We start from the raw sequence: 23,780 nt of genomic DNA, 5'->3' as shown, positions 1-23,780 counted from the left end.
AACGGCCCGCAGGCCAAGTGATGGAAAGGTAACAACCAAACGGGCCATGACAAAGGGGAAATTATCCGTCGGCCAAGCCATGCCTGACTATTTCGGAAACAGGAAAGTCACGACCAGCCTTGCGGCCCAATCATCCGCAGCACCGGTTGGCGATTCCGCCCAATAGCGCACACCGCCACCTACACTCACCGGTTGGCCTGCGATCGTGACCACTTTTGCCACCACAAAATTCAGCGGGACAGACCATTGATCCGCTTCCCAATCATATGTGGATTCCGAGTTTAGCGTGAATGACCAGGCATCAGGCGTTGTATAGGAAAGGAAAGGCTGAATGAATGTGGCGTTGATTTCCGTCGATCCGCCGCCGACATCCCACAGGTGATTGCCCAATGCGCCGTAGGTCCAGGGGCCGCTTTGACGTAGCACAACGCCCGTCGGGCCAGCCGCAAACTGATCTGCGCCCAATGCCGAAGACGTGGCTGTTGGCAGCAAGAAAGCCGGGCCGGCGCCCCAGATCAACCCGTTTGCTGTCGGTTCCTTCGGAGAGAAGAAAAAGCTTTGAACGATATCGCCGATACCTGACTGCGATGTTCCGGGGATCACGTCATCCTGGGTGATAAACGGAACGATCGTTCGTGAAATCAGGTTCCAGTTCTTGCCGATACTGATCGGCACGACGGGTTGAACATTGACCGTTGTGCGCGACCCGTTGCCGTTCGGGCCAAACCCTTCGTCATAGTTATACTGGAACGGAACGCTGATCAGCGACGCAACCGGGTTTGAAAGGCTTTTCGCCAATTCCTCTGATGCGGTACCCTGGGCCGATGCGGTGGTCCATCCGGCGCACGTAACACCGGCCGCCAGAGCAAAAAACCTGAACAGACGTCCCATTTTCAAACCTCCGAATTGACCTGCCTTATCCTAACAATAGACCTTATCAGATGTTTGTCACATCCCGAGATACTCAGTACCGGTAATGTTCCGGCTTGAAGGGGCCTTCCGGTTTCACGCCGATATAGGCCGCCTGATCAGCGTCCAGTTGCGTCAGTTTCACGCCAATACGGTCCAGATGCAGGCGCGCAACTTTTTCGTCCAGATGCTTGGGCAGGATGTAGACATCGTTTTTATACTGATCGCCTTTGGTCCAAAGTTCGATCTGGGCCAGTACCTGATTAGTGAAAGACGCCGACATCACGAAAGACGGGTGGCCTGTTGCGTTGCCAAGGTTCAGCAAACGACCTTCGGACAGCAGGATCAGGCGATTGCCATTCGGCATCTCAATCATGTCCACCTGTTCCTTGATATTGGTCCATTTGTGGTTTTTCAGCGCCGCAACCTGAATTTCATTGTCGAAATGGCCGATATTGCCAACGATCGCCATGTCTTTCATCGCCCGCATATGTTCGATGCGGATGACGTCCTTGTTGCCAGTGGTCGTGATGAAAATATCTGCCGACCCGACAACGTCTTCAAGCAGAACAACTTCGAACCCGTCCATGGCCGCCTGCAACGCACAGATCGGATCGACTTCGGTCACTTTAACGCGCGCACCGGCGCCGCGCAAAGACGCTGCTGATCCCTTGCCAACATCGCCATAGCCCATCACGACGGCAACTTTACCGGCCATCATCGTGTCTGTTGCGCGCCGGATTCCGTCAACCAGCGATTCTTTGCAGCCATATTTGTTGTCGAATTTCGATTTGGTGACTGAATCGTTCACGTTGATGGCAGGAAAAGGCAGCCGGCCTTCGCGTACCAGTTCGTAAAGACGGTGCACGCCGGTTGTTGTCTCTTCCGATACGCCAACGATCTGGTCGCGCATTTTGGTGAACCAGCCCGGGCTGGCCGCCATCCGTTTTTTGATCTGCGCCTTGATGGCTTCTTCTTCTTCGGATGTGGGCACCGGAATAATTTCTTCGCCCGCCTCTGCGCGCGCCCCCAGAAGAATATAAAGCGTGGCATCGCCGCCATCATCCAAAATCAGGTTTGGCCCTTCGGGAAACATGAACGACTTGTCCAGATAGTCCCAATGCTCTTCCAGCGCCTGGCCCTTGATCGCAAAAACTGGTGTGCCACCTGCCGCGATTGCTGCCGCCGCATGATCCTGCGTTGAAAAGATATTGCATGACGCCCAGCGCACATCGGCACCCAGCGCGACAAGGGTCTCAATCAGAACCGCCGTTTGGATGGTCATGTGCAGGGATCCGACAATCCGCGCGCCTTTCAGCGGCTTTGTCTCGCCGTATTCGTCGCGCAATGCCATCAGCCCCGGCATTTCGGTTTCCGCAATATCCAGTTCCTTGCGGCCAAAGGCAGCCAGAGCGATATCTTTTACGATGTAATCCTTCGGCATTGGCCGGTCTCCTTGCAGATGATTTAGCGGGTCAGATAGCACTGTCTTACTGTCTCGACAATGGCAGCGCGCCTTGCGTAGTGTCGCGTCAAAACCCAGAGGTATTCATGAAACAACCACGCGCATGGCAACGCATGTTATCCGGCCGCAGACTGGACCTGCTGGACCCGACCCCGTTTGATATCGAAATCGAAGATATCGCGCATGGTCTGGCCTTTGTTGCGCGATGGAACGGGCAAACACAGGGGCAGTTTGCCTATTCTGTTGCTGAACATTCACTGCTGGTGGAAACGCTGTTTGGTCGTATCGCTCCCAACGCCCCGGCAAAATGGCGCCTGGCCGCCCTTTTGCATGATGCACCGGAATACGTGATCGGGGATATGATTTCGCCGGTAAAATCCGCAGTGGGGCCGGGCTATGGCGTCCTGGATGATCGATTGACCGCCGCCATACATATCAGGTTCGGGCTGCCGGCGACGATTCCATCCAACATCAAGAAACAGATCAAGAAAGCAGACAGAATCAGCGCCTGGATGGAAGCGACGCAGATCGCTGGCTTCACCACTGACGAAGCCAACAAACTGTTCGGCAAACCCGAATTGAACCTGACCGAAGGGTTGGACATTACATTGCGGCCGCCCGTTGAAACACGCAATGCGTTCACTGCCCGCTATCAGGTCTTGCTGGGCGCAATGGCATGATGATCCGCACGGCTGAGTATTCCGATGCGGCTGATCTTGCGGCCATTCTGAATGAAATTATCGCGCTTGGCGGAACAACTGCACATCTGACACCCGTGTCTGGGCCAATCATAAGGCAATGGATGGATCATGATCCCGAAGCGTCATCCTGGGTGCTGGCAGAGCAGGACGGCGCGGTGATCGGCTTTCAATTCGCCGAACCTCACTCACAACTGCCGCCCGATGCGGCCGATATCGCCAGTTTCGTCAAACCCGGCATCACAGGTCAGGGCACCGGACGGGCGTTTTTTGCGGCGACCCGCGATGCATGCAGAAATCTGGGATACAAGTGGATCAACGCCACGATCCGCGCCGACAACCAAAGCGGGCTGACCTATTACAGCGCCATGGGATTCAAAGACTGGCACATCGACCCGGCTGCCGAATTGTCAGACGGGCGGATCACCGGAAAGATCAGCAAGCGGTTCGATCTTTAGCGTGGTGATCGTTTCGCCAATATACGCTGCAATGTCCGTCGGTGCATGTTCAGACGTCGCGCCGTTTCGCTGACATTCCGGTCACATAGCTCGTAAACGCGCTGGATATGCTCCCACCTTACGCGGTCCGCACTCATCGGGTTTTCCGGCGGCGGCGGCATTTCATCGCCGTTGGCCAGAAGTGCATTGGTAATGTCGGTGGCATCCGCAGGTTTGGACAAATAATCTGTCGCGCCAATCTTTACTGCGGCAACGGCGGTCGCAATTGCGCCATATCCGGTCAGAACCACTATACGGCTGTCGGGGCGTTTTTCACGCAGCACCTCGACGACATCAAGGCCGTTACCGTCCTCTAGTCGCAAATCAACCACTGCATAGGCTGGCGGACGCGCTGTTGCGATAGCTTTGCCCGCAGCGACAGATCCGGCCGTTTCGATTTCAAAACCGCGCTTTTCCATCGCTTTTGCCAGACGTCGAAGAAAGGGCTCGTCATCATCCACCAGCAGCAATGACTTGTCTGCCCCGATATTCTGCGACGTTGGTGCGCTCATACAGTCCTCTCCCCGTCAGACCTTATTGGTTTTCAGAGTATTAACTGGCGCAGTGCAAACGTCAAACACTGCGTCAATTTTGCGCAGCATCAACGAAACATTGTATCTTGTCAGCGATTTCCTGTGGCGAAATCTCGCGCCGGAAAAATTCGACGAACCCAGCTTCCGGAAGAACGAGATAGCTGAATGTGGAATGATCGACGAGGTAGTATTCGTCTTCGGCGTCATGCGCCTTGTAATAGGTTTTGTAAGCCTGACTTGCCGCTTTCACCTGTTCGGGGGATCCGGTCAATCCGATCATCCGTTCGTGCAGGTTATACGCAAAATCCCCAACAACTTCGGGCGTGTCGCGTTTTGGATCGATCGAAATGAAAACGGGCGTGACCATCGTACCGCGTTCTTCAAGGATATCGATCGCTTCCGCGTTGCGTGCCGTATCAAGGGGGCAGACATCCGGGCAAAACGTGTATCCAAAGTAGATCAGCGAAGGCTGCGTGATCACATCTTTGTCCGTCACCGTTTCGCCTGCGAAATTCACCAGTTCGAAAGGGCCACCGATTGAACCCGTTCCGCCCGCAATCTGGGACGTGCGGCACTGCGCAAACTGATCCGCTTCTGAACCAGAGCGGCTTACGAACCAGACCGCGCCCAAAAGGGCGACAGTCGCTAAAACGGCTGCAACTGCAAAAGCGCGAAGCATATGGTTTCCTTCAATCCGACATTCATTACCTTGGTGACGCAAGACACCTATCAATCCATCCGGCTGATGCAATAGACTTAGGGCACAAATGACCGATTCAAACACTGGCATCTTATTCGGGGACGATCGCAGCAACTGGATCAGGTTGCGCACGATGATCCTTTTGCGCTGGGCAGCCATTGTCGGGCAGTTAACGGCCATTACAGTTGCCCAGCGCATGTATGGCCTACAGCTTGAGCTTGGTCTATGTTACATGGCCGTCGGTGTCTCGGTGATCGGAAACCTGATCGCCATCTTTGTCTTTCCGGAAAATAAACGGCTTTCGGAAACCGAAAATTTCCTGATGGTGCTGTTTGACCTGCTTCAGCTCAGCTTTCTTTTGTATCTTTCCGGCGGGTTGCATAACCCGTTCGCCCTTTTGTTACTGGGTCCGGTCACGATCTCGGCTGCGGTTCTTGCGCCACGTTCAACCATCGTTCTTGCAGGTACGGCAATTGTGATCGCTACGCTGCTTACGGAATTTCATTTGCCGTTGCGCACGGAACAGGGGTTTATCCTGCGCATTCCGGATGTGTTTGTTTTCGGCAACTGGGTCGCGCTGGTGATCGCGATTGTGTTCCTGTCTGTCTACGCGCGCAGCGTCACGTCCGAAATGCATTCGATGTCGGATGCGTTGGCGGCCACGCAAATGGCCCTGTCCCGCGAACAGAAGTTGACAGATCTGGGCGGGGTTGTTGCAGCAGCTGCCCACGAACTGGGCACGCCTTTGGCGACAATCAAACTTGCCAGCGCCGAACTGATTGAAGAACTGCACGACCGTGATGAACTACGCGAAGATGCGGAACTGATACGACAGCAGGCAGACCGGTGCAGGGATATCCTGCGCGATATGGGGCGGGTGGGAAAAGACGATCTGCTGTTGCGACAAGCGCCTCTGGTAACTGTTCTGCAAGAAGCCGCCGAGCCTCATATGAGCCGCGGAAAGACGATCCACTTTCAGGAAGGCGATCATATAAACGATGCGCTCCAGCCATCGATCCTGCGCCGTCCGGAAGTCATTCACGGGCTGCGCAATCTGATTCAGAACGCAGTCGATTTTGCCAGTGCGAACATATGGATCGAAACCCGCTGGAATGATGAAACGATATCAGTGCGGATCGTTGATGACGGGCGCGGTTTTCCTTCACATCTTATCGGCCGGATCGGCGACCCGTTTGTGAAAAACCGCCGTGCCGACGGGCGCTCTCGACCGGAATACGAAGGTATGGGGCTTGGCCTGTTTATCGCCAAGACATTGTTGGAAAGGTCGGGTGCCGAGTTGAGCTTTGCCAACGGATCCAACCCTGACCGGCCGTCAAAATCATCTAAGCAGAAACGCGGCGCGATTGTGAAAGTCACCTGGCCACGGGGCCGGATCGACGCGAAATCCGTTGAAAACATCTCTCTCACGACGGGTCGCAATCAACCTATCGAAATCTGATCCGGTCTATTTTGACCCTGAATTTCCCTTGCATTTTTTCGACATTAACCCGGCATTAACCATTTTTGGACAGGTTGGGATTGGCGACCGTGTCGAGGGAAGGCTGATCCGTGACAGGACTGTATTGGGGTGACTTGGTTTTGCTTGTCTTGGTGTGTTCGGGCGTTGCAGCGCTGGCCCTATTGTGGATCGCCCGCACCGCTTCCGAACCGGCGGCACCTGTCGAAAACATCCGTTCCGTTTCACCGGACGGTTTGGTGTTTTTGCTGGATGGAACAAATCTGCGCGATGTATCCCCTGACGCAGAAGCCCTGATCGAAGATATCATCGACGATGACGGCTGGACCCGGATAGGCAAGGTGCTGCGCCCCCGTTTCCCGGAATTGCCACGAAGCATCGAAACGTTTTCCGGTTCTGGCCGTTGTGACTATGCGGACGGAGATCATGGTGATCCGGCCAGGCTGTCGGTTGAATGGAATAACGGAATCATCCGGCTTGAAGTGATCGAACCATCTGACGCAAGCGGGAATGCGATACGTCAGCATGTTGAGGCCGTTCAAATCACCGAACAATCCATGGCGCGCGAGGCGATGGAAAGCGCACCCTATCCTGTTTGGCAAATCGGTGATGACAGCATGCCAAGATGGCACAATCCGGCCTATGATGTGCTGCGCAACAAACTGGGGATTTCAGAAAACGAACCGGTGTTTGATCTGGGCGAAATTGACAGGGTCAAGACAGGCAAGATCCGGACCTCGGTTAGTGTTGACAGCGGAAAACAAACGGCCTGGTTTGATGTTTTCGTGTCGCGGGCTGAAGATCGCAGCTTTTGTTACGCTGTTAACGTGGACATGGTTGTGAATGCCGAAGTCGCGCGGCGGAATTTTGTCCAGACGCTGACCAAAACCTTTGCAGAGCTATCCAGTGGGCTGGCTATATTTGACCGGAACCGACAATTGGCGCTGTTTAATCCGGCCCTGATCGACTTGACGGCACTTTCAGCCGAGTTTTTGAGCGCGCGCCCGAATCTTTTGTCTTTCTTTGACCGCTTGCGCGACAACAGAATGATGCCCGAGCCCAAGGACTATAAATCCTGGCGCGAACAGATTGCCGATCTGGTGGCGAGCGCACGAAACGGCGACTACGTCGAAACCTGGACCCTGCCCTCTGGTCCGACTTACAAGGTCAGCGGGCGGCCCCATCCGGATGGTGCGATCGCATTCCTGATCGAAGATATCAGCGCCGAGGTTTCGCTGACCCGCCGGTTCCGGTCGGAACTGGAACAGGGGCAATCCCTGCTTGATGCTTTGGACGACGCGCTTGTCGTTTTTTCCTCGACCGGCATTCTGACCCTGTCCAATACCGCATATCGCGATCTTTGGCGGACGGACCCGGACAGCAGCTTTGTCGACATGACAATTCTGGACGCCATACGGCATTTTCAGACGCAGTGCCAAGCAACCCCCCTGTTTGGAGAGTTGCGCGACTACGTTCTGGATTGTACCGAACGCGCCGAATGGGACGGGCTTGTGCGTATGAACTGCGGCCATGAATTGGTGTGCGGCGTCCATCCGATTTCAAATGGGGCAACGCTTGTCAGGTTCCAGAAGAATTCGGAAACGCCCCTCATCCGGAAAGCACAGCGAACGATAACAGCCGAGACCGCATGATCCCACTTGCGAGCGCTGTCACAGGCGATAGTTTGGCGGCATGAATGAACACTCCCTGATTTTTGATCTGGCGACCGAAGCTGAAACTGCCGAACTGGCGGTCAGATTGGGCAAACAGCTTGAAACGGGGGATGTTGTTCTTCTTGAGGGGGACATTGGAACTGGTAAAACCTGTTTCGCGCGGCATCTTATCCAGTCACAGCAACGCCTGACAGAAGATGTACCTTCGCCAAGTTTTACTTTGGTTCAGGTCTATGACACCAAACCCGGACAGATATGGCATGCCGATCTGTATCGTCTGTCATCCCCGGATGACGTTGAGGAGTTGGGATTGTCAGACGCGTTTCAAACTGCAATCTGCCTGATTGAATGGCCGGATCGTCTGGGCGAACTTGCGCCGGAAGATGCGCTTTTGATCCGGTTTGAGCTGGGCGACACCGAAACAGCCAGAACCTTGACCTTCAGCTGGCAGAATGATCGATGGGCAAACCTGTCAAAGGCCATAACCAAATGACACCGCGTGAAGAAAAGGCAGCTGTTTTCATTTCCGGCACGGCCTGGGCCGGATGTGACCGCGCTGCACTTGCGGGGGATGCATCAAGCCGCCGCTACGAACGCCTTAAGGCAAAGAACGGCACGCCAGCAGTCTTGATGGACGCACCCCCGGAAAAAGGCGAAGATATCGCGCCGTTCATTCGCATCGCGCGTTATCTGCGCGACATCGGGTTAAGTGCGCCGCGCATTCTGGCGGAAGACAGGGAAAACGGATTTCTGCTTCTTGAGGATTTGGGGGATGATCTGTTTGCCAGAGTTGCGATGGCAAAACCCGAGCTGGAAGGCACGCTTTATCAGGCTGCAACAGACACGCTAATCACCCTTCATGCTGCGAAACCGCCAGCTTTGGTTGCTTATGATTCGATCCTCATGACGGAAATGGCGGCCCTTGCGTTTGACTGGTACCAGTTGGGGGCACTGGGTCAGACGGATGAACAGGCAAAATCTGATTTCCGATCCGCGTTTCATGCTGCACTGAGCGAACACGTTGCCGCACCGACGGTTCTGATCCAGCGTGATTACCACGCGGAAAACCTGCTTTGGCTTCCCGACAGACACGGCGTTGCTCGGGTCGGCCTGCTGGACTTTCAGGATGCGATGTTGGGGCATCCTGCTTATGATCTGGTGTCTCTTTTGCAGGATGCGCGCCGCGATGTTCCGCCCGCGCTGGAACAGGCAATGTTGTCGCATTACATCGAACGCGCCCGGGTCGAACCCGAAAGTTTCCGCATCAGTTACGCTCTGCTGGGCTTGCAACGGAACCTGCGAATCCTCGGCGTTTTTTCAAGGCTGTGCCTCAAGTCCGGAAAACCGGGATATATCGAAATGATCCCGCGCGTGTGGGAGTTTATCGAGCGCAATCTGCGTCATCCTGTATTACAGCATCTTGGTCCGCTTGTTACGGTCCCCCTGCCCGTCCCAACCCCTGAAATCCTTGCAAAACTAAGGACGCAATGCGCGACACACCAACCAGCATAATGTTGTTCGCGGCAGGGTTTGGAACCCGTATGGGCAACCTGACCGCCGAGCAGCCAAAGCCCATGGTGCCCGTCGCAGGCAGGCCACTTGTTGATCATGCGCTGGATCAGGTAAGCCCCATGGGGTTCGAAAAAGTTGTTGCGAACCTGCATTACAAGCCCGACGTGCTGGCCGCGCATCTTTCACAACACGGCGTTATTTTGTCCCGCGAAAGCCCCGACATTCTTGAAACCGGCGGCGGTTTGCGGGCGGCGCTGCCGTATCTTGGGGGCGGACCGGTGTTCACGATGAACACGGATGCAATCTGGGTTGGTTCAAATCCGCTGCAAGCTTTGTCACAAGCGTGGGAACCGGACAGCATGGACGCGCTGCTGATGTGTGTTTCCCCCGAAAACGCAGTTGGACATTCCGGTGCAGGGGATTTTTTTCTGGCCGGATCGGGGCGTCTTTCGCGCGGCAAGGGCCTGATTTATTCTGGTGCGCAAATCATCAAGACGGACATGCTGCACGATGTCCCGCAGGCCGCATTCTCTTTGAACATTGTGTGGGAGGAAATGCTGAAGCATCAGCGCCTGTTTGGTCTGGAATACCGCGGAAAGTGGTGTGATGTGGGCCAACCCGAAAGCATCCCACTGGCCGAAGCCGCCCTGACGGCCCGCAATGTTTGATCCGACAGACCGCCCAAGGGTTTTTGGCCTGCCATTGGGTGCAGATTTTCCCAAGGCGTTGGTTGATGGCCTGATTGCACGCCACAAAGACCAACCACCCGAAAAGCTGACGCGCGTCACAGTGATCGTGAACACACAGCGGATGGCCCGCCGTATCCGCGATCTGTTTGATGCCGGACCACCGATGTTATTGCCGCGCATTCAGGTCATCACAGACCTTGGGCAAGGCGCTGTTGGTGCGGGCATTCCGCCGGCTGTTCCCGCTTTGCGCCGGCGGCTGGAGTTGTCGCAACTGATTGGCACTTTGCTGGAAAAAGAACCTGATCTTGCATCCCGCGCTGCCTTGTTCGACCTTTCCGATAGTCTGGCCGCACTAATGGACGAAATGCACGGCGAAGGCGTTTCCCCCGATGCCATATCGGCACTGGATGTTTCTGATCAGTCAGGACACTGGGAGCGCACTAAGACATTCATTTCCATTATCAAAAAGTATTTTGACGGAGCCACATCCGAACCCGATGTGGAAACCCGCCAGCGCCTTGTCGTTTCCGCGCTGGCCGCGCATTGGGCGTCAAACCCGCCCAAAGACCCTGTTATCGTCGCCGGTTCCACCGGATCGCGGGGAACGACGATGATGTTGATGCAGGCCGTTGCAAAGCTCTCCCAAGGCGCGCTGATCTTGCCGGGATTCGACTTTGATCTTCCGGAAGACGTGTGGACCAAGCTGGACGATCCGCTGCTGTCCGAGGATCACCCGCAATACCGGTACCGCAAGCTGATGCTGGCATTGGGATTGCGACCTGCCGACATATCAAACTGGGGTGCTGATATCGGGCCGGATGTCGCAGCCCGCAACCGGTTGGTTTCCCTGTCTTTGCGCCCTGCCCCGTTCACCGATGCCTGGCTGGCCGAAGGCCCTGCCCTGCCGGATATCGCTGGCGCGACACAAGGCGTGACCCTGGTTCAGGCCCGTCATCCCAGAGATGAGGCGCTGGCCGTTGCGTTGCGCTTGCGTCAAGCCGCCGAGGATGGCCAGACCGCCGCGCTGATTACGCCTGACAGAATGCTGACACGACGTGTTACGGCGGCGCTTGATCAATGGAACATCGCACCTGATGACAGTGCGGGCCAGCCCTTGCACCTTTCGCCGCCGGGCCGGTTCTTGCGCCATGTCGCACAGCTTTTTTCACAGAAAATGTCTGCGGAACTCCTGTTTACACTGCTCAAGCATCCCTTGTGTCACAGTGGCGGAAGCCGCAATCAGCACTTGTTGTTCACGCGGGATCTTGAGCTTTATTTGCGCAGGACTGCCCCGCCCTACCCCAAGGAATCCGATTTCAGGGCCTGGGCGAGCCAGCACGACCATCCCGCCGCGCCGGACTGGGCCAACTGGCTGGGCAACACGGTGCCGGGCAATGCCACCGGTGACGCACGCCCCTTGTCCGTCTGGTCACAGATACACATCGATCTTTCCCAACGGCTTTCGGCAGGGTCCGCGCCGGAAGATTCCGGCGAACTGTGGCTTAAGAATGCGGGGCAGTCGGCGCTTCAGGTCATGCAATCGGTCGAGCGCGAGGCCGCATCTGCCGGGGATATGTCGGCCTTTGATTACAACAATCTGATCGGCAACCTGCTGTCTCAGGGCGAGGTGCGCGACAGGGATGACAACACGCCCGGCATCATGATCTGGGGTACGCTTGAGGCGCGGGTGCAAGGCGCCGAACTGCTGATCCTGGGCGGTTTGAACGAAGGCATCTGGCCTGCCGCCCCGACCCCCGATCCCTGGTTGAACCGGACATTGCGCGATCGCGCCGGATTGCTACTGCCGGAACGGCGTATCGGCCTGTCCGCACATGATTATCAACAAGCCGTTTCGGCAAAGGAAATCTGGCTGACACGTTCAGTGCGGTCGGAAGACGCTGAAACCGTTGCCTCCAGATGGATCAACCGCCTGACCAATCTGATGCGGGGTTTGCCGGAACAGGGCGGTCTGAAATGCCTGGCGGACATGACCGCACGCGGCGATGAATGGCTTGCCAGAACACGAGAGTTGGAGCGTGTTTCACCCGTTGCCCCCGCCCCGCGCCCATCGCCAAGACCCCCCGTTGCAGCAAGACCGCGCAAGTTGGCCGTGACTGACATTAAGCGTCTGATCCGGGATCCTTATGCGATTTATGCCAAACATATTTTAAAACTGCGTCCGCTTGATCCACTGGTTCAGTCCCCCGATGCGCCGTTGCGGGGGACATTGATACACACGATTCTGGAACAATTCGTACGCCAGACGGTGCAAGACCCATCCAGCTTGACCAAAGACATGTTGATGCAGATTGCAGATCAGGTGCTGGATGAAAAAGCGCCGTGGCCCGCAACGAAACTGGTTTGGCGTGCGCGGCTGGAACGCGTCGCCGACTGGTTTCTGGAGCGTGAAGAAGAACGGCGCCGGCACGCGACGCCTTTGGTTTTTGAAAAGGACGCCCGCGGTATCGTTGTGCTGCCGGAACTGGGTTTTGAAATAAAGGGGTTTGCAGACCGGATTGATCAGGACGAAACCGGCACTGTCTATCTTTATGATTACAAAACCGGCCAACCGCCCAGCGCGGCCGAACAGCGGAAATTCGATAAACAGTTGCTGCTGGAAGCCGCGATGATCGAAGCCGGTGGTTTCGAAAGCGTCGGGCCGGCAACTGTTGCGCGTGCCGTTTTCATCGGTCTGGGTTCCAAACCGACCGAAGTTGAAGCGCCGCTTCAGGACGAACCGGCGGCAAAAATCTGGGAAGAGCTCAAAGAACTGATCGCTGCCTATCTGGATCCTGCCCAAGGGTTTACGGCGCGGCGCATGCTGCAAAAAGACACTGATAAAGGCGATTACGATCAATTGTCGCGGTTTGGTGAATGGGACAACAGCGACGATCCAACACCCGAGGATTTGACGTGATGCGCCGGAACGAAGCAACCGAACGACAGGTACAGGCAGCAAACCCCGTTGAATCGACCTGGCTTGCAGCCAATGCCGGTTCAGGAAAAACACGGGTTCTGACGGATCGTGTGGCGCGTCTTTTGCTAAACAATGTGCAGCCTCAGCACATCCTGTGCCTGACCTATACGAAGGCCGCAGCAAGCGAGATGCAAAACCGGCTATTTGGTCGTCTGGGCGAATGGGCGATGCTGCAAGATGCGCCCCTGCGTGCAGCGCTGCTAGATCTTGGGTTGGAAGGCACGCTTGATACGGAACGTCTGCGAAGCGCGCGTACCCTGTTTGCCCGCGCAATCGAAGCCCCCGGCGGGCTGAAAATTCAGACGATCCATTCTTTTTGTTCATCTTTGCTGCGAAGGTTTCCGCTGGAAGCAGGGGTAAGCCCGCAATTTGCAGAGATCGAAGACCGGGCAGCGGCTTTGTTGCGCGCCGAGATTGTCGATGAGCTGGCAGAGGCTGATGTAGACGGCTGCGTCAGCAAGGTCGCCCAGCATTTCACCGGTGAGGATTTTACAAAACTGACCGATGAAATCGTGCGCAACCGCGATCTTTTCCAAGCCGGTGTCAAATTCAAAGACTTGCTGGGCCTGTTCGGTCTGCCCGCCGATACTACCGAAGACACCGTGCTTGCGTCCGTCATGCTTGGGTCGGAACAATTATTGCTGGACGCGCTGATCGGGCCCCTTCTGAACAGTTCGACAAATGATCAAAAGACCGGGCGGTTGCTGCAATCGGTAACGCGTCTGGATTGGTCGGCTTTGCCCGTTCTGGAATCGGCTTTTTTGCTGAAAAAATCACCATTTTCGGCCAAGTTAGGCACTGTTCCGACAAAACCTCGACAAAAGGATCTGGCCCATGTCATGCCGGAACTTGATGCTTTAATGCAGCGCGTTGAGCGCGGGCGGCAGATGCGGTTGGGCCTGATGGCCGCACGCAGAACGCAAGCGCTTTACACATTTGCCCGCCAGTTTCTGCCAACCTACGACATGCGCAAGCAACAGCGCGGCTGGCTGGATTTCGACGATCTGATCATGAAAGCGCGCCAGTTGCTGCGTGATTCAGACGTCGCACAATGGGTGCTTTATCGTCTGGATGGCGGGATTGATCATATCCTTGTGGACGAGGCGCAGGATACAAGCCCGGCGCAGTGGGATGTGATTGAAAAACTGGCGCAGGAATTCACCAGTGGGCAGGGCGCACGAACAGATGCGACCCGCACCATTTTTGTGGTCGGGGACAAGAAGCAATCCATTTATTCGTTTCAGGGCGCAGACCCGAACGAATTTGACCGGATGCAAAACGAATTCAAGGCGCGCCTGAACGGGGTCGGGCTGGCATTACAGGATCTGACGTTAGAGCACTCTTTCCGGTCTTCCGAAGCGATATTGTGGCTTGTTGATAAAACCTTTGACGCGCAGGGCGCTGCCGGTTTTTCCAAAGACGCCCTGCACAAGGCGTTCAAGACGGACTTGCCAGGTCGGGTTGATCTTTGGCCTGTGGTCGAAAAAAGCGATGAGAGCGAAGAGCGGGCTTGGTATGATCCGCTGGATCAGAAAAGCGAGAAACACCACACCGTTGTTCTGGCGGAACAGATTGCACGCACCATTCGTGGGATGATCGATGATCAAACCGTGATACCCGACGAAACCAAAGGTGCGTTTACAGGTGCCGGTCGGCTTGTCCGGCCCGGTGATTTTCTAATTCTGGTGCAACGCCGTTCCGCTCTGTTTCACGAAATTATCAGAGCCTGTAAAGGGCAAAACCTTCCTATCGCAGGTGCGGACAGGTTGCGGGTCGGGGCAGAAACCGCCGTCAAGGATCTTGGGGCCTTGCTGTCATTTCTGGCCACGCCGGAAGACGATCTTGCCCTGGCAACCGCACTGCGTTCTCCGCTGTTCGGCTGGAGCGAACAGAATCTTTTCAGCCTTTCACATCGTCGCACAACCCACTTTCTGTGGCAGGCGCTGCGTGAAAAACCCGAAACCTATCCTGAAACGCTGGCAATCCTGCAAGACCTGCGCGATCAAACGGACTTCTTGCGCCCCTATGATCTGATCGAACGTATTCTGACACGGCACAAAGGCCGGAAAAACCTGTTGGCGCGTCTGGGGCACGAGGCCGAAGACGGGATTGATGCGCTTTTGTCGCAAGCCCTGTCTTACGAGCGCAATTCCGTGCCCAGCCTGACCGGTTTTCTGGTGTGGATGCAAACGGATGATCTGGACATCAAGCGCCAGATGGATGGGGCAAGCAACCAGATCCGGGTGATGACGGTGCATGGTGCAAAAGGTCTGGAAGCGCCCATTGTCATCCTGCCCGAAACGGCCAGATATGCACCACCCCTCCGAAAGGAGATCATCCCGGTTGGCCAACATGCAATCTGGAAAACGGCCGCCGACACAGCCCCCGAAGTCCTGACATCGGCGCTTGACGATTTGAAGAACGCCGAACTGAATGAACGGCTTCGCCTGTTGTATGTTGCCATGACGCGGGCGGAAAAATGGCTTATCGTAGCGGCGGCTGGCGAGCTGACAAAGGATGACAGCAGCTGGTACGAAATGATCCAGAATGCGATGAAACAGGCCGGTGCGGTGTCTCATGATTTTGAAGGCGGGCAAGGGCTTCGGTTGTCGCACGGTGATTGGGCCGGCTTGCGGATTGAAACCGAAGACGAAACCGATACACCCGATCCGGTGCTTGAAGCTTTCTTTGAAACTCCGGTGCCGACCTTGCCGCCAGCACATAAAACGATCAGCCCGTCTGATCTGGGCGGCGCCAAGGCATTGCCCGGCGACGCTGGCGCTGACGAGGAAAGCGCCTTGAAAAAGGGGCGGCAAATCCATCTGTTGCTGGAACACCTGGAAGATATCGCGCCCGCCCAGCGCGCCGCGCTTGCCGCGCAGTTGTTACAGAACGGTCCGGATGCGGCCACGCCGGAAGACGCGCCCGGCCTGATCGGCGAAGCGTTGAATGTTTTGAGTGAAGAGAACCTGTCAGGCGTGTTCACGCGATCAGCGCTGCGCGAAGTACCGGTTACCGCCGAACTGGGGCGGCATCGATTGCACGGAACAATCGACCGCCTGATTGTCGCCGATGATCGCGTAACGGCTATTGATTTCAAAACCAACGCCACAGCGCCGGGCACAGCCAGCGAGGTTCCCGAAGGCATTTTGCGTCAGTTGGGGGCCTATGCGCATGCGCTATCGCAGGTCTTTCCGGGTCGTGAAATTGAAACCGCAATTTTGTGGACCGCCACACCAACTCTTATGCGATTACCGCACGATCTTGTGACAGATGCCCTGAAACGCACACCATATCTTGACGATGCTTCTGCCGCTACATAGGTTCAGGCCTCAAACGCATTCCTGCCAGGAGATCCGAAGATGGCCACCGTTGCTGTGACAGATGACACATTCGATGCTGAAGTGAAAAACTCAGAAATTCCCGTAGTGGTCGATTTCTGGGCTGAATGGTGCGGCCCGTGCAAACAGATCGGCCCCGCACTGGAAGAATTATCCGCAGAAATGGGCGGCAAGGTCAAAATTGTCAAAGTTGACGTTGACAGCAACCCCAACTCTGCTGCGGCGATGGGCGTTCGCGGTATTCCGGCTTTGTTTATCTTCAAGAATGGCGAAGTTGTTTCGAACATGGCGGGCGCGCGGCCCAAGGCTGCATTGCAAAGCTGGATCGAAGGCGCGATCTGAACATCGCTAAAAATAGCTTGAGTTGAAAGGGCGCCTTGTCGGGCGCCTTTTTACATTGGCCAACCGGCGCGGGTGAACGCTGAACGAATGTTGGCCTCGGCCTCGGGCCGCCCGGCATTGATCGACATAATCTGCCAAAACCAGTAAATGTATTTCTTGAATTCCGGTCGTGATTGCGGCGCGGCACAAATCGCGTTTTTCACGCCCACCTTGTTCACGTTCTGGGCAATGTGGTGAAAATCAATTTTCGCGAACAGAACGCTGGGTTTTTCAAAGAAATGCCCGAAAAAGGCAGCGCTTGAATTTTGCGTGACAACGTAGTCACAGGCCGGCAGATAGCGCGCCATCTCTCCGGTCCTTACGATCAGCCTGTCGGTTTCTTTTTGCAAGGCTTGCAAGGCATCCAGTTCAGCCGGTGCATAATGTTCGCGCGGATGCAGGGTCGCGACAACAGGGCGGTGCGGATCGTATTCCAGAACAGAACGTATCATTTCAAGTGGGGAACAGGCCTGAAATGATCGGTGATCCAGCAATTTGCCCTGCAAGGGTACATAGACGAATTCGTCCATCCCGGCCGGTTCGACGGGCGGGTTGAACAATCTGTTTTTCCAGAAGGCGTGAAATTTTTCTGCGGCTTCGCCGGCTATTTCGTTTGGTTCGAACGCCGATTTCGCCACATGCCAGTCCCATCGCGCCGGACTGTGTTCTATCGCCCAGAACGGATAAGCATAGACGCGACGAAAGACGAGCGAACGATCACCAACCGGGCCATCCATGTGAAACATGCAGTATCCATCACGGCGCGTCGCCTTCACATGATTTGACGCGGTGTTTGGCAGATACTCAACCCGGTATCCTGAATCATGTAAAACAGTGGAAACCTTGCCCAGAAAATTGTGTTCTCCGTGCTTTGCGCTTTGCCGCAAATCATCGTCCAGATAAATCCTGAGAATTTTAGGTTCAGCCATGAACAAACGCTAACTGGGGCAGGGGGGCTGGACAAGCCCGGGTCTTGTACCTGTGGCGTCACCACTTCATATAAGACCAAAGCGACAGGAGGCAGGCATGTCAAAGCAGGATTTTCCGGGGTGGCACGGCACCACGATCATCGGTGTCAAAAAAGACGGCAAGGTTGTGATTGCCGGTGACGGTCAGGTCTCGTTGGGTCAAACCGTGATAAAGGGCAGTGCCCGCAAGGTGCGCCGCCTTTCTCCGGGCGGGTTTGATGTAGTTGCCGGTTTCGCCGGTTCGACAGCCGATGCATTTACCCTGCTTGAGCGTCTTGAAAGCAAGCTTGAGGCGACGCCCGGGCAACTGGCGCGCGCCAGCGTGGAACTGGCCAAGGACTGGCGCACCGATAAGTATCTGCAAAAGCTTGAGGCGATGCTGATCGTTTCGGATGGATCGGAAATGCTGGTCATTACCGGCGCCGGTGACGTTCTGGAACCGGAACATGATGTGGCTGCGATTGGGTCTGGCGGCAATTATGCCTTGGCCGCCGCGCGCGGCATGATGGATAGCAACCGCACCGCCGAACAGGTCGCCCGAAATGCAATGGCCATCGCAGCCGATATTTGCGTTTACACAAACGGTAATCTGACTGTCGAAACCATTTCCAGATAACGCGCGGCCCAGCGCACCAAAGTACCGCTTCGGGAAGGACAAAACATGACCGATCTTACCCCACGAGAAATCGTATCAGAGCTTGACCGGTTTATCATTGGCCAGTCCGATGCGAAACGCGCAGTTGCGGTGGCTTTGCGAAACCGCTGGCGGCGCAAGCAATTGCCTGATGATCTGCGCGATGAGGTGTATCCAAAGAACATCCTGATGATCGGCCCGACCGGCGTTGGCAAAACCGAAATCAGCCGGCGGTTGGCGAAACTTGCCCGCGCACCTTTCATCAAAGTTGAAGCGACGAAATTTACCGAAGTCGGCTATGTTGGCCGGGACGTTGAACAGATCATTCGCGATCTGGTCGACAGCGCCATCGCGATGACGCGCGATCAGATGCGCGAAGACGTCAAAGCCAACGCGCATGCCGCCGCCGAGGCCCGTGTGATCGAAGCAATTGCCGGAGAAGACGCGCGGGAAGCCACCCGCGAAATGTTCCGCAAAAAGCTTAAATCGGGGGAACTGGACGACACTGAAATCGAACTGGAGATTGCGGATACATCAAACCCGATGCCGATGTTTGATATCCCCGGACAGCCCGGCGCCAATATGGGAATGTTGAACCTTGGCGATCTGTTCGGAAAGGCGATGGGCGGGCGCACCGTAAAACGCCGTATGAAAGTTTCGGAAAGCTATGATGTTCTGATCGGTGAAGAGGCCGACAAGCTTCTGGATGACGAAGCGGTAACGCGCGCCGCGCTAAACGCGGTAGAGCAGAACGGCATCGTCTTTCTGGATGAAATCGACAAGGTCTGTGCCCGCTCCGATGCGCGGGGTGGTGATGTAAGCCGCGAAGGCGTGCAGCGCGATTTGCTTCCGTTGATCGAAGGCACCGTTGTCAGCACCAAACACGGCCCGATCAAGACCGATCATATTCTGTTCATAGCCTCGGGCGCGTTTCACATCGCCAAACCATCCGACCTGCTGCCAGAGCTTCAGGGCCGATTGCCAATCCGAGTCGAGTTGCGCGCCCTGACAGAGGCCGATTTTGTGCGCATCCTGACAGAAACCGACAACGCACTGACCCTGCAATACACTGCTCTGATGGGCACCGAAGACGTGACGGTCGAATTTACCGCTGAAGGTATTGCTGCGCTTGCCAAAATTGCAGCCGATGTGAACCAGTCGATTGAAAACATTGGTGCGCGTCGTTTGTACACGGTCCTTGAGCGTGTTTTCGAAGAGCTTTCGTTTGCCGCGCCCGACAGGGCAGGTGATCGCGTAACGGTCGACGCAGATTTCGTAGATGCGAACCTTGGCGCTTTGACAAAGTCAGCCGACCTAAGCCGATACGTGCTCTAGCGATAAATGCGCCAATCGGGTACGGCTTGACGATGAAATGTTCGAAAGTACCTATGATGCGCAAATCATTCTGGTTGGCCCCGTTGCTGGTACTGGCCGCGTGTACGAATGTCATTGATGAACAACCCGTGCCCGAAGCTATAAATATCGGGAAAATGAACGGGTGTTTGTGGTGACAAACCGATCAATCGACACCAACGGCCAGTTCACGATTGAGCGGTCGCGTTCCGTTCAATATCTTGATCTGACAGTGTCCGTTCCCCCTGATCGTGCCGTCGGGCAGGTTCCGACAGGGGGCGAGCGCGCCGATCCACAGAAGGATTTTGTGATCGCCGAACGCAGGCCCATCGCTTCGCAATCATCATTCATATCTGACCTGAAAAAAGGTCTACGGTCGCAGCCACCGCTAGAGCGAGAGGTAACGGTATTTGTCCACGGATATAACAATGGGTTTTCCGAGGCTGTTTTCCGCGCTGCCCAGCTGAAGCACGATCTGGAGATAGAGGGTGAGTTTCTGACCTTCGCGTGGCCCAGTCGCGGCAGCGCGTTTGGATATGAATACGACAAGGATTCGGTTCTGGCGGCCCGGACCGAATTGCAAAACCTGCTCGTCACGCTCAGCAAAAGCGGCATAGGACGCATCAATCTGGTCGGCCACTCTATGGGTGGTTTTCTGACGATGGAAACCTTGCGGCAGATTGATCTGCAAGATCGGGGATGGTCGGCGCGGTCTTTGGACAGGCTTGTGCTGATTTCGCCGGACATTGATGTTGATGTATTCCGCGATCAGGTTTCGTATCTTGAACCGGTGCCGCAACCGTTTGTCATCTTCGTGTCCAGTCAGGATGCTGCATTGCGTTTGTCGGCCAGAATTACCGGAGAGCCGGCGCGCCTGGGCAATATCAGCAACACGTCTGACATATCAGACTTGCCCGTGTCCGTGATCGACGTAACCGCGTTTTCGGATGACAGCAGCACCAGCCACTTTGTCGTCGGAAGCTCTCCTGACCTGATCGCACTGATCGAAGGCGCCCGAAAACTGGACCGGGGGTTCATGTCTGGTGATTCCGGGATGTCAGATTTATTGCCGGTCAGCCTTAATTCCACAGGTGGCTTTACAGAAATCACCCTTGAACCCGGGCGTTAAGCAATGCTCGCGGTACCGAACCGGGTTTTGGCTGCATGAAGCTGGGCCCGTTTTTACGCCTGAATGCGCCGTGGCTGGCTGCGGGCGGGCTGCTGACATTTCTGTCCAGTTTCGGACAGACGTTTTTCATTTCCATTTTTGCCGGCGAAATCCGGTCTGAATTCGGACTGTCCCACGGCGAATGGGGCGGCATCTATTCGCTGGGCACAACCACATCGGCCATTGTGATGATATGGGCTGGCGCGCTGACCGACAGGTTTCGCGTGCGCGGTTTGGGCGCGCTGATCCTGTTGGCGCTGGCAGGTGCCTGCATCGCGATGGCTTCGGTCAAAGCAGCCTGGGCGCTGGTATTTGTCATTTTCGCGCTGCGCTTTACCGGGCAGGGCATGACAAGCCACATAGCGGTCGTCGCGATGGCGCGCTGGTTTGTTGCGACACGCGGGCGGGCCCTGGCGATCGCAACGCTGGGGTTTTCCGTGGGCGAGGCGCTGTTGCCTGTTCTGTTTGTCGCGCTCATGGCCTTTGTTGACTGGCGGGTGTTGTGGATTATCGCAGCGATCATCGCGCTGGCAGGTATTCCGGTTCTGTCCTTGCTGTTGCGCAACGAACGCACGCCCCAATCCATGGCGCATGAAAACCCCAGCCTTGGCATGTTCAGGCGGCATTGGACGCGAAACCAGACTTTGCGGCACCCGCTGTTCTGGTTCATGGTTCCGGCCCTGTTGGGGCCATCTGCTTTTGGCACCGCACTGTTTTTCCATCAGGTACATTATGCCGAGATCAAAGGCTGGGAACATGTCCAGCTGGTATCCCTGTTTCCGCTTTATACCTTGTTTGGAATCGGGTCCATGTTGATATCCGGCTGGGCTCTGGACAGGTTTGGAACACCACGCCTGATGCCCTTTTTCCAACTGCCGATGGTGCTGGCCTTTGTCGCATTCGGCATGACAACCAGCATTTCAGGTGCGTTGATCGGGTTCTTTTTCATGGCGCTGACAACAGGGGCCAACTCGACCCTGCCAAATGCGTTTTGGGCCGAGTTCTACGGAACGCAGAACATTGGTTCCATCAAGGCGATGGCTGCGGCTGTCATGGTATTCGGATCGGCCATAGGGCCGGGCATTACCGGAGTCCTGATTGATCTTGGCATGGGATGGGACACGCAAATGGTTGCAATCGCTGCGTATTTCGTTCTTACGACAGTTATGATGACGGTCGGGATTACGCGCTACAAGACAGCGTTGATCGCCTAGCGCGCACGGCGCAGATAGACGTAATAAGCACCGTCACCACCATGGCTGATATGTGCCGGCGTGACCTGCATCACGATCTGACCCAAGGGCGGCATTGTCAGCCATTGCGGAACCTGGTGTTTCAAGACACCCTTTCGCAAAGGGATCGGCCCGGTATCGCGCCCGGATTTCCCCTTGCCCGTAACCACCAGAACCAGCCGTTTTCCGGCACTGTGGGCCGACATGATAAACCGGTTCAGCGCCGGATGTGCTTGTTCCAATGTCATTCCGTGAAGATCGATTTTGCCTTCGGGGCTAAGCTTGCCGCGTTTCATACGGCCAAACGCCTTGCGGTCCATCTGTACCGGTTTGCTGGCCAACCTGTCCGACAGAGACGGAAGAATGTCATGGGCAACCGGTTGTTTGCGCGGCTTGCTGCCCACTTCAAACGCCGGAAATCGTGGCGCATCAACACGAACCTGTTTCTTTGACTGTGGCGTAAACAGTTCTGTTGGTTTTTTAGGCTGCGTGCGGCGGGTCTGTTCCGTTACCTTGCGCCAAAGCTCCAGATCTTCGGCGCTTAGCTTTTTTCTGCTCATAGATCGCCTTCCGGCAACATGGCATATGCGCGCTGAATGGGCATCAGAACAACCATGCGGCCCGGATCCTTGAGTTTACCGGCTGCTTCACCGGCCGCATCACCGGTTCCAAAGAATACATCTGCCCTCTGGGCGCCCTTGATCGCAGATCCGGTATCCTGCGCGATCATCAACCGCCTAAGCGGGTTTTCTCCGTCCTTTTCAATCCAGACGGGGGCACCCAGCGGGGTAAAGGCCGGATCTACAGCAATTGTTCGCATCGTCGTGATGGAACGGTTCATCGCGCCCAGCGGCCCCTTCTCGGCAGGTACGTGGCTGACCTTGCGAAAGAAAACATATGACGGGTTGTGAAACAGCAGTTCTTCGCCTTCTTCTGGGTTCCGCCGGACCCAGTTCTTGATCACTTCGGCACTGACCTGATGTGCATCGTAGATTCCACGCCGCACCAGTTCGACCCCGATTGACCGATAAGGGTGTCCGTTCGCGCCGGCATATCCAACACGAATTGTTTGACCGCCCGGCAGTTTGATCCGCCCGGATCCCTGAATTTGAAGAAAGAACAGTTCCACAGGATCATCGACCCAGGCGATTTCAAGCCTTCTGTTCTGCATCGCGTCGCCATCCAGAATTTCGCGACGCGTCAGCCAGGGATTGGACAGCTTTGCCTCGGGTGGCATTGAATAAACCGGATATCTGTAACGCGATGAATACCGCAGCGACCCGTTAAGTTCCGGTTCGAAATAGCCGGTGAACAACGGCGCGTTTCCATCAGAAATCTGGATCGGACGAAAGAACAATTCAAAGAACGATTTTGCGTCTTTCTGGTTTTGCGCCACGGCGCAAAGAGATCGCCAATCAGGCTCTTTCAGATCCGCGCATGTATTCAGGAACGTGGCCAAAGCGGCGGAATGATCATCATTTTCCCAGCCATCCAGGTCCTGAAACGTAAGGATATCATAGGACGGTTCGGCGCCAGTGGCAGTTGCGGACATAATCCACCCCGCTACTGCAAT

General features: G+C 55.8%; 21 protein-coding genes. 14 read left to right on the top strand and 7 right to left on the bottom strand.

Going from position 1 to position 23,780, the window contains the following annotated elements; all coding sequences use genetic code 11:
* Positions 1-87: 87 nt before the first annotated feature.
* Both C1J05_RS21965 and ahcY read right to left on the bottom strand, forming a co-directional pair.
* Positions 88-891, bottom strand: a complete 804-nt coding sequence (locus C1J05_RS21965; RefSeq protein ID WP_114871942.1) for a transporter — start codon at positions 889-891, stop codon at positions 88-90.
* A 73-nt stretch (positions 892-964) separates the two neighbouring features.
* On the bottom strand, positions 965-2,353 hold the full coding sequence (ahcY, locus tag C1J05_RS20815) for an adenosylhomocysteinase (RefSeq protein ID WP_114871941.1): 1,389 nt from the start codon (positions 2,351-2,353) through the stop codon (positions 965-967).
* Between the two features lie 107 nt (positions 2,354-2,460).
* On the opposite strand from ahcY, the gene C1J05_RS20810 reads away from it, so the two are divergent.
* The gene (locus C1J05_RS20810) at positions 2,461-3,054 is read left to right on the top strand and encodes an HD domain-containing protein (protein ID WP_114871940.1); all 594 of its coding nucleotides are present in this window, start codon (positions 2,461-2,463) and stop codon (positions 3,052-3,054) included.
* Positions 3,051-3,530: a GNAT family N-acetyltransferase gene (locus tag C1J05_RS20805; RefSeq protein WP_114871939.1), complete on the top strand. Its 480-nt coding sequence runs from the start codon at positions 3,051-3,053 to the stop codon at positions 3,528-3,530. The genes C1J05_RS20810 and C1J05_RS20805 overlap by 4 nt, the downstream gene beginning before the upstream one ends.
* On the opposite strand, the gene C1J05_RS20800 is transcribed toward C1J05_RS20805, so the two are convergent.
* Complete coding sequence (locus C1J05_RS20800) at positions 3,527-4,081, bottom strand: ActR/PrrA/RegA family redox response regulator transcription factor (protein WP_114871938.1); 555 nt, start codon at positions 4,079-4,081, stop codon at positions 3,527-3,529. The two genes, C1J05_RS20805 and C1J05_RS20800, sit on opposite strands and share 4 nt — an antisense overlap.
* A 73-nt stretch (positions 4,082-4,154) precedes the next feature.
* Positions 4,155-4,781, bottom strand: a complete 627-nt coding sequence (locus tag C1J05_RS20795; protein WP_114871937.1) for an SCO family protein — start codon at positions 4,779-4,781, stop codon at positions 4,155-4,157.
* Between the two features lie 88 nt (positions 4,782-4,869).
* On the opposite strand from C1J05_RS20795, the gene regB reads away from it, so the two are divergent.
* The 8 genes from regB to trxA all read left to right on the top strand — a co-directional run bounded on the left by regB (position 4,870) and on the right by trxA (position 16,813).
* Complete coding sequence (gene regB, locus C1J05_RS20790) at positions 4,870-6,261, top strand: sensor histidine kinase RegB (RefSeq protein ID WP_114871936.1); 1,392 nt, start codon at positions 4,870-4,872, stop codon at positions 6,259-6,261.
* Positions 6,262-6,371: 110 nt separating this feature from the next.
* Positions 6,372-7,931: a PAS-domain containing protein gene (locus C1J05_RS20785; RefSeq protein ID WP_114871935.1), complete on the top strand. Its 1,560-nt coding sequence runs from the start codon at positions 6,372-6,374 to the stop codon at positions 7,929-7,931.
* A 40-nt stretch (positions 7,932-7,971) separates the two neighbouring features.
* Positions 7,972-8,445 (top strand): tRNA (adenosine(37)-N6)-threonylcarbamoyltransferase complex ATPase subunit type 1 TsaE, encoded by a 474-nt coding sequence (tsaE, locus tag C1J05_RS20780; RefSeq protein WP_114871934.1) that lies wholly within the window; start codon positions 7,972-7,974, stop codon positions 8,443-8,445.
* Complete coding sequence (locus C1J05_RS20775) at positions 8,442-9,464, top strand: aminoglycoside phosphotransferase family protein (protein WP_114871933.1); 1,023 nt, start codon at positions 8,442-8,444, stop codon at positions 9,462-9,464. Before tsaE ends, C1J05_RS20775 begins: the two co-directional genes overlap by 4 nt.
* Positions 9,440-10,132: a nucleotidyltransferase family protein gene (locus C1J05_RS20770; RefSeq protein ID WP_114871932.1), complete on the top strand. Its 693-nt coding sequence runs from the start codon at positions 9,440-9,442 to the stop codon at positions 10,130-10,132. The genes C1J05_RS20775 and C1J05_RS20770 overlap by 25 nt, the downstream gene beginning before the upstream one ends.
* Complete coding sequence (gene addB / locus C1J05_RS20765) at positions 10,125-13,070, top strand: double-strand break repair protein AddB (protein ID WP_114871931.1); 2,946 nt, start codon at positions 10,125-10,127, stop codon at positions 13,068-13,070. Before C1J05_RS20770 ends, addB begins: the two co-directional genes overlap by 8 nt.
* The gene (gene addA, locus C1J05_RS20760; RefSeq protein WP_114871930.1) at positions 13,070-16,453 is read left to right on the top strand and encodes a double-strand break repair helicase AddA; all 3,384 of its coding nucleotides are present in this window, start codon (positions 13,070-13,072) and stop codon (positions 16,451-16,453) included. Before addB ends, addA begins: the two co-directional genes overlap by 1 nt.
* 39 nt (positions 16,454-16,492) lie before the next feature.
* Entirely contained in the window at positions 16,493-16,813 is a 321-nt protein-coding gene (gene trxA / locus C1J05_RS20755; protein WP_114871929.1) for a thioredoxin, read from the top strand.
* Positions 16,814-16,863: 50 nt separating this feature from the next.
* Here the strand turns inward: trxA and C1J05_RS20750 are convergent, their stop codons facing one another.
* A complete protein-coding gene (locus C1J05_RS20750; RefSeq protein ID WP_114871928.1) occupies positions 16,864-17,781 on the bottom strand; it encodes a hypothetical protein in 918 nt (305 codons plus the stop codon).
* Between the two features lie 97 nt (positions 17,782-17,878).
* On the opposite strand from C1J05_RS20750, the gene hslV reads away from it, so the two are divergent.
* The 4 genes from hslV (at position 17,879) to C1J05_RS20730 (ending at position 22,189) form a co-directional block, all read left to right on the top strand.
* On the top strand, positions 17,879-18,436 hold the full coding sequence (gene hslV / locus C1J05_RS20745) for an ATP-dependent protease subunit HslV (protein ID WP_114871927.1): 558 nt from the start codon (positions 17,879-17,881) through the stop codon (positions 18,434-18,436).
* A gap of 45 nt (positions 18,437-18,481) precedes the next feature.
* The gene (gene hslU / locus C1J05_RS20740; RefSeq protein ID WP_114871926.1) at positions 18,482-19,789 is read left to right on the top strand and encodes an ATP-dependent protease ATPase subunit HslU; all 1,308 of its coding nucleotides are present in this window, start codon (positions 18,482-18,484) and stop codon (positions 19,787-19,789) included.
* 172 nt (positions 19,790-19,961) lie between these two features.
* On the top strand, positions 19,962-20,936 hold the full coding sequence (locus tag C1J05_RS20735; RefSeq protein ID WP_162798174.1) for an alpha/beta hydrolase: 975 nt from the start codon (positions 19,962-19,964) through the stop codon (positions 20,934-20,936).
* A 35-nt stretch (positions 20,937-20,971) separates the two neighbouring features.
* Complete coding sequence (locus C1J05_RS20730; RefSeq protein ID WP_114871924.1) at positions 20,972-22,189, top strand: MFS transporter; 1,218 nt, start codon at positions 20,972-20,974, stop codon at positions 22,187-22,189.
* On the opposite strand, the gene C1J05_RS20725 is transcribed toward C1J05_RS20730, so the two are convergent.
* Both C1J05_RS20725 and mltA read right to left on the bottom strand, forming a co-directional pair.
* Entirely contained in the window at positions 22,186-22,767 is a 582-nt protein-coding gene (locus tag C1J05_RS20725) for a Smr/MutS family protein (protein ID WP_114871923.1), read from the bottom strand. The genes C1J05_RS20730 and C1J05_RS20725 overlap by 4 nt on opposite strands.
* On the bottom strand, positions 22,764-23,759 hold the full coding sequence (gene mltA, locus C1J05_RS20720; protein WP_441351678.1) for a murein transglycosylase A: 996 nt from the start codon (positions 23,757-23,759) through the stop codon (positions 22,764-22,766). Before mltA ends, C1J05_RS20725 begins: the two co-directional genes overlap by 4 nt.
* Between the last annotated feature and the right edge of the window lie 21 nt (positions 23,760-23,780).

The organism is Sulfitobacter sp. JL08 (assembly GCF_003352045.1).
Classification (GTDB): Bacteria; Pseudomonadota; Alphaproteobacteria; order Rhodobacterales; family Rhodobacteraceae; genus JL08.
The sequence above is the reverse complement of the archived record's forward strand: the minus strand, read 5'-3'. Positions and strand labels throughout refer to the sequence as shown.

Excerpts from the sequence above, each read along its gene's own strand:
- C1J05_RS21965 (WP_114871942.1), bottom strand. The coding sequence starts at position 891 with ATGGGACGTCTGTTCAGGTTTTTTGCTCTGGCGGCCGGTGTTACGTGC.
- ahcY (WP_114871941.1), bottom strand. The coding sequence starts at position 2,353 with ATGCCGAAGGATTACATCGTAAAAGATATCGCTCTGGCTGCCTTTGGC.
- C1J05_RS20810 (WP_114871940.1), top strand. The coding sequence starts at position 2,461 with ATGAAACAACCACGCGCATGGCAACGCATGTTATCCGGCCGCAGACTG.
- C1J05_RS20805 (WP_114871939.1), top strand. The coding sequence starts at position 3,051 with ATGATGATCCGCACGGCTGAGTATTCCGATGCGGCTGATCTTGCGGCC.
- C1J05_RS20800 (WP_114871938.1), bottom strand. The coding sequence starts at position 4,081 with ATGAGCGCACCAACGTCGCAGAATATCGGGGCAGACAAGTCATTGCTG.
- C1J05_RS20795 (WP_114871937.1), bottom strand. The coding sequence starts at position 4,781 with ATGCTTCGCGCTTTTGCAGTTGCAGCCGTTTTAGCGACTGTCGCCCTT.
- regB (WP_114871936.1), top strand. The coding sequence starts at position 4,870 with ATGACCGATTCAAACACTGGCATCTTATTCGGGGACGATCGCAGCAAC.
- tsaE (WP_114871934.1), top strand. The coding sequence starts at position 7,972 with ATGAATGAACACTCCCTGATTTTTGATCTGGCGACCGAAGCTGAAACT.
- C1J05_RS20775 (WP_114871933.1), top strand. The coding sequence starts at position 8,442 with ATGACACCGCGTGAAGAAAAGGCAGCTGTTTTCATTTCCGGCACGGCC.
- C1J05_RS20770 (WP_114871932.1), top strand. The coding sequence starts at position 9,440 with ATGCGCGACACACCAACCAGCATAATGTTGTTCGCGGCAGGGTTTGGA.
- addB (WP_114871931.1), top strand. The coding sequence starts at position 10,125 with ATGTTTGATCCGACAGACCGCCCAAGGGTTTTTGGCCTGCCATTGGGT.
- addA (WP_114871930.1), top strand. The coding sequence starts at position 13,070 with ATGCGCCGGAACGAAGCAACCGAACGACAGGTACAGGCAGCAAACCCC.
- trxA (WP_114871929.1), top strand. The coding sequence starts at position 16,493 with ATGGCCACCGTTGCTGTGACAGATGACACATTCGATGCTGAAGTGAAA.
- C1J05_RS20750 (WP_114871928.1), bottom strand. The coding sequence starts at position 17,781 with ATGGCTGAACCTAAAATTCTCAGGATTTATCTGGACGATGATTTGCGG.
- hslV (WP_114871927.1), top strand. The coding sequence starts at position 17,879 with ATGTCAAAGCAGGATTTTCCGGGGTGGCACGGCACCACGATCATCGGT.
- hslU (WP_114871926.1), top strand. The coding sequence starts at position 18,482 with ATGACCGATCTTACCCCACGAGAAATCGTATCAGAGCTTGACCGGTTT.
- C1J05_RS20730 (WP_114871924.1), top strand. The coding sequence starts at position 20,972 with ATGAAGCTGGGCCCGTTTTTACGCCTGAATGCGCCGTGGCTGGCTGCG.
- C1J05_RS20725 (WP_114871923.1), bottom strand. The coding sequence starts at position 22,767 with ATGAGCAGAAAAAAGCTAAGCGCCGAAGATCTGGAGCTTTGGCGCAAG.
- mltA (WP_441351678.1), bottom strand. The coding sequence starts at position 23,759 with ATGTCCGCAACTGCCACTGGCGCCGAACCGTCCTATGATATCCTTACG.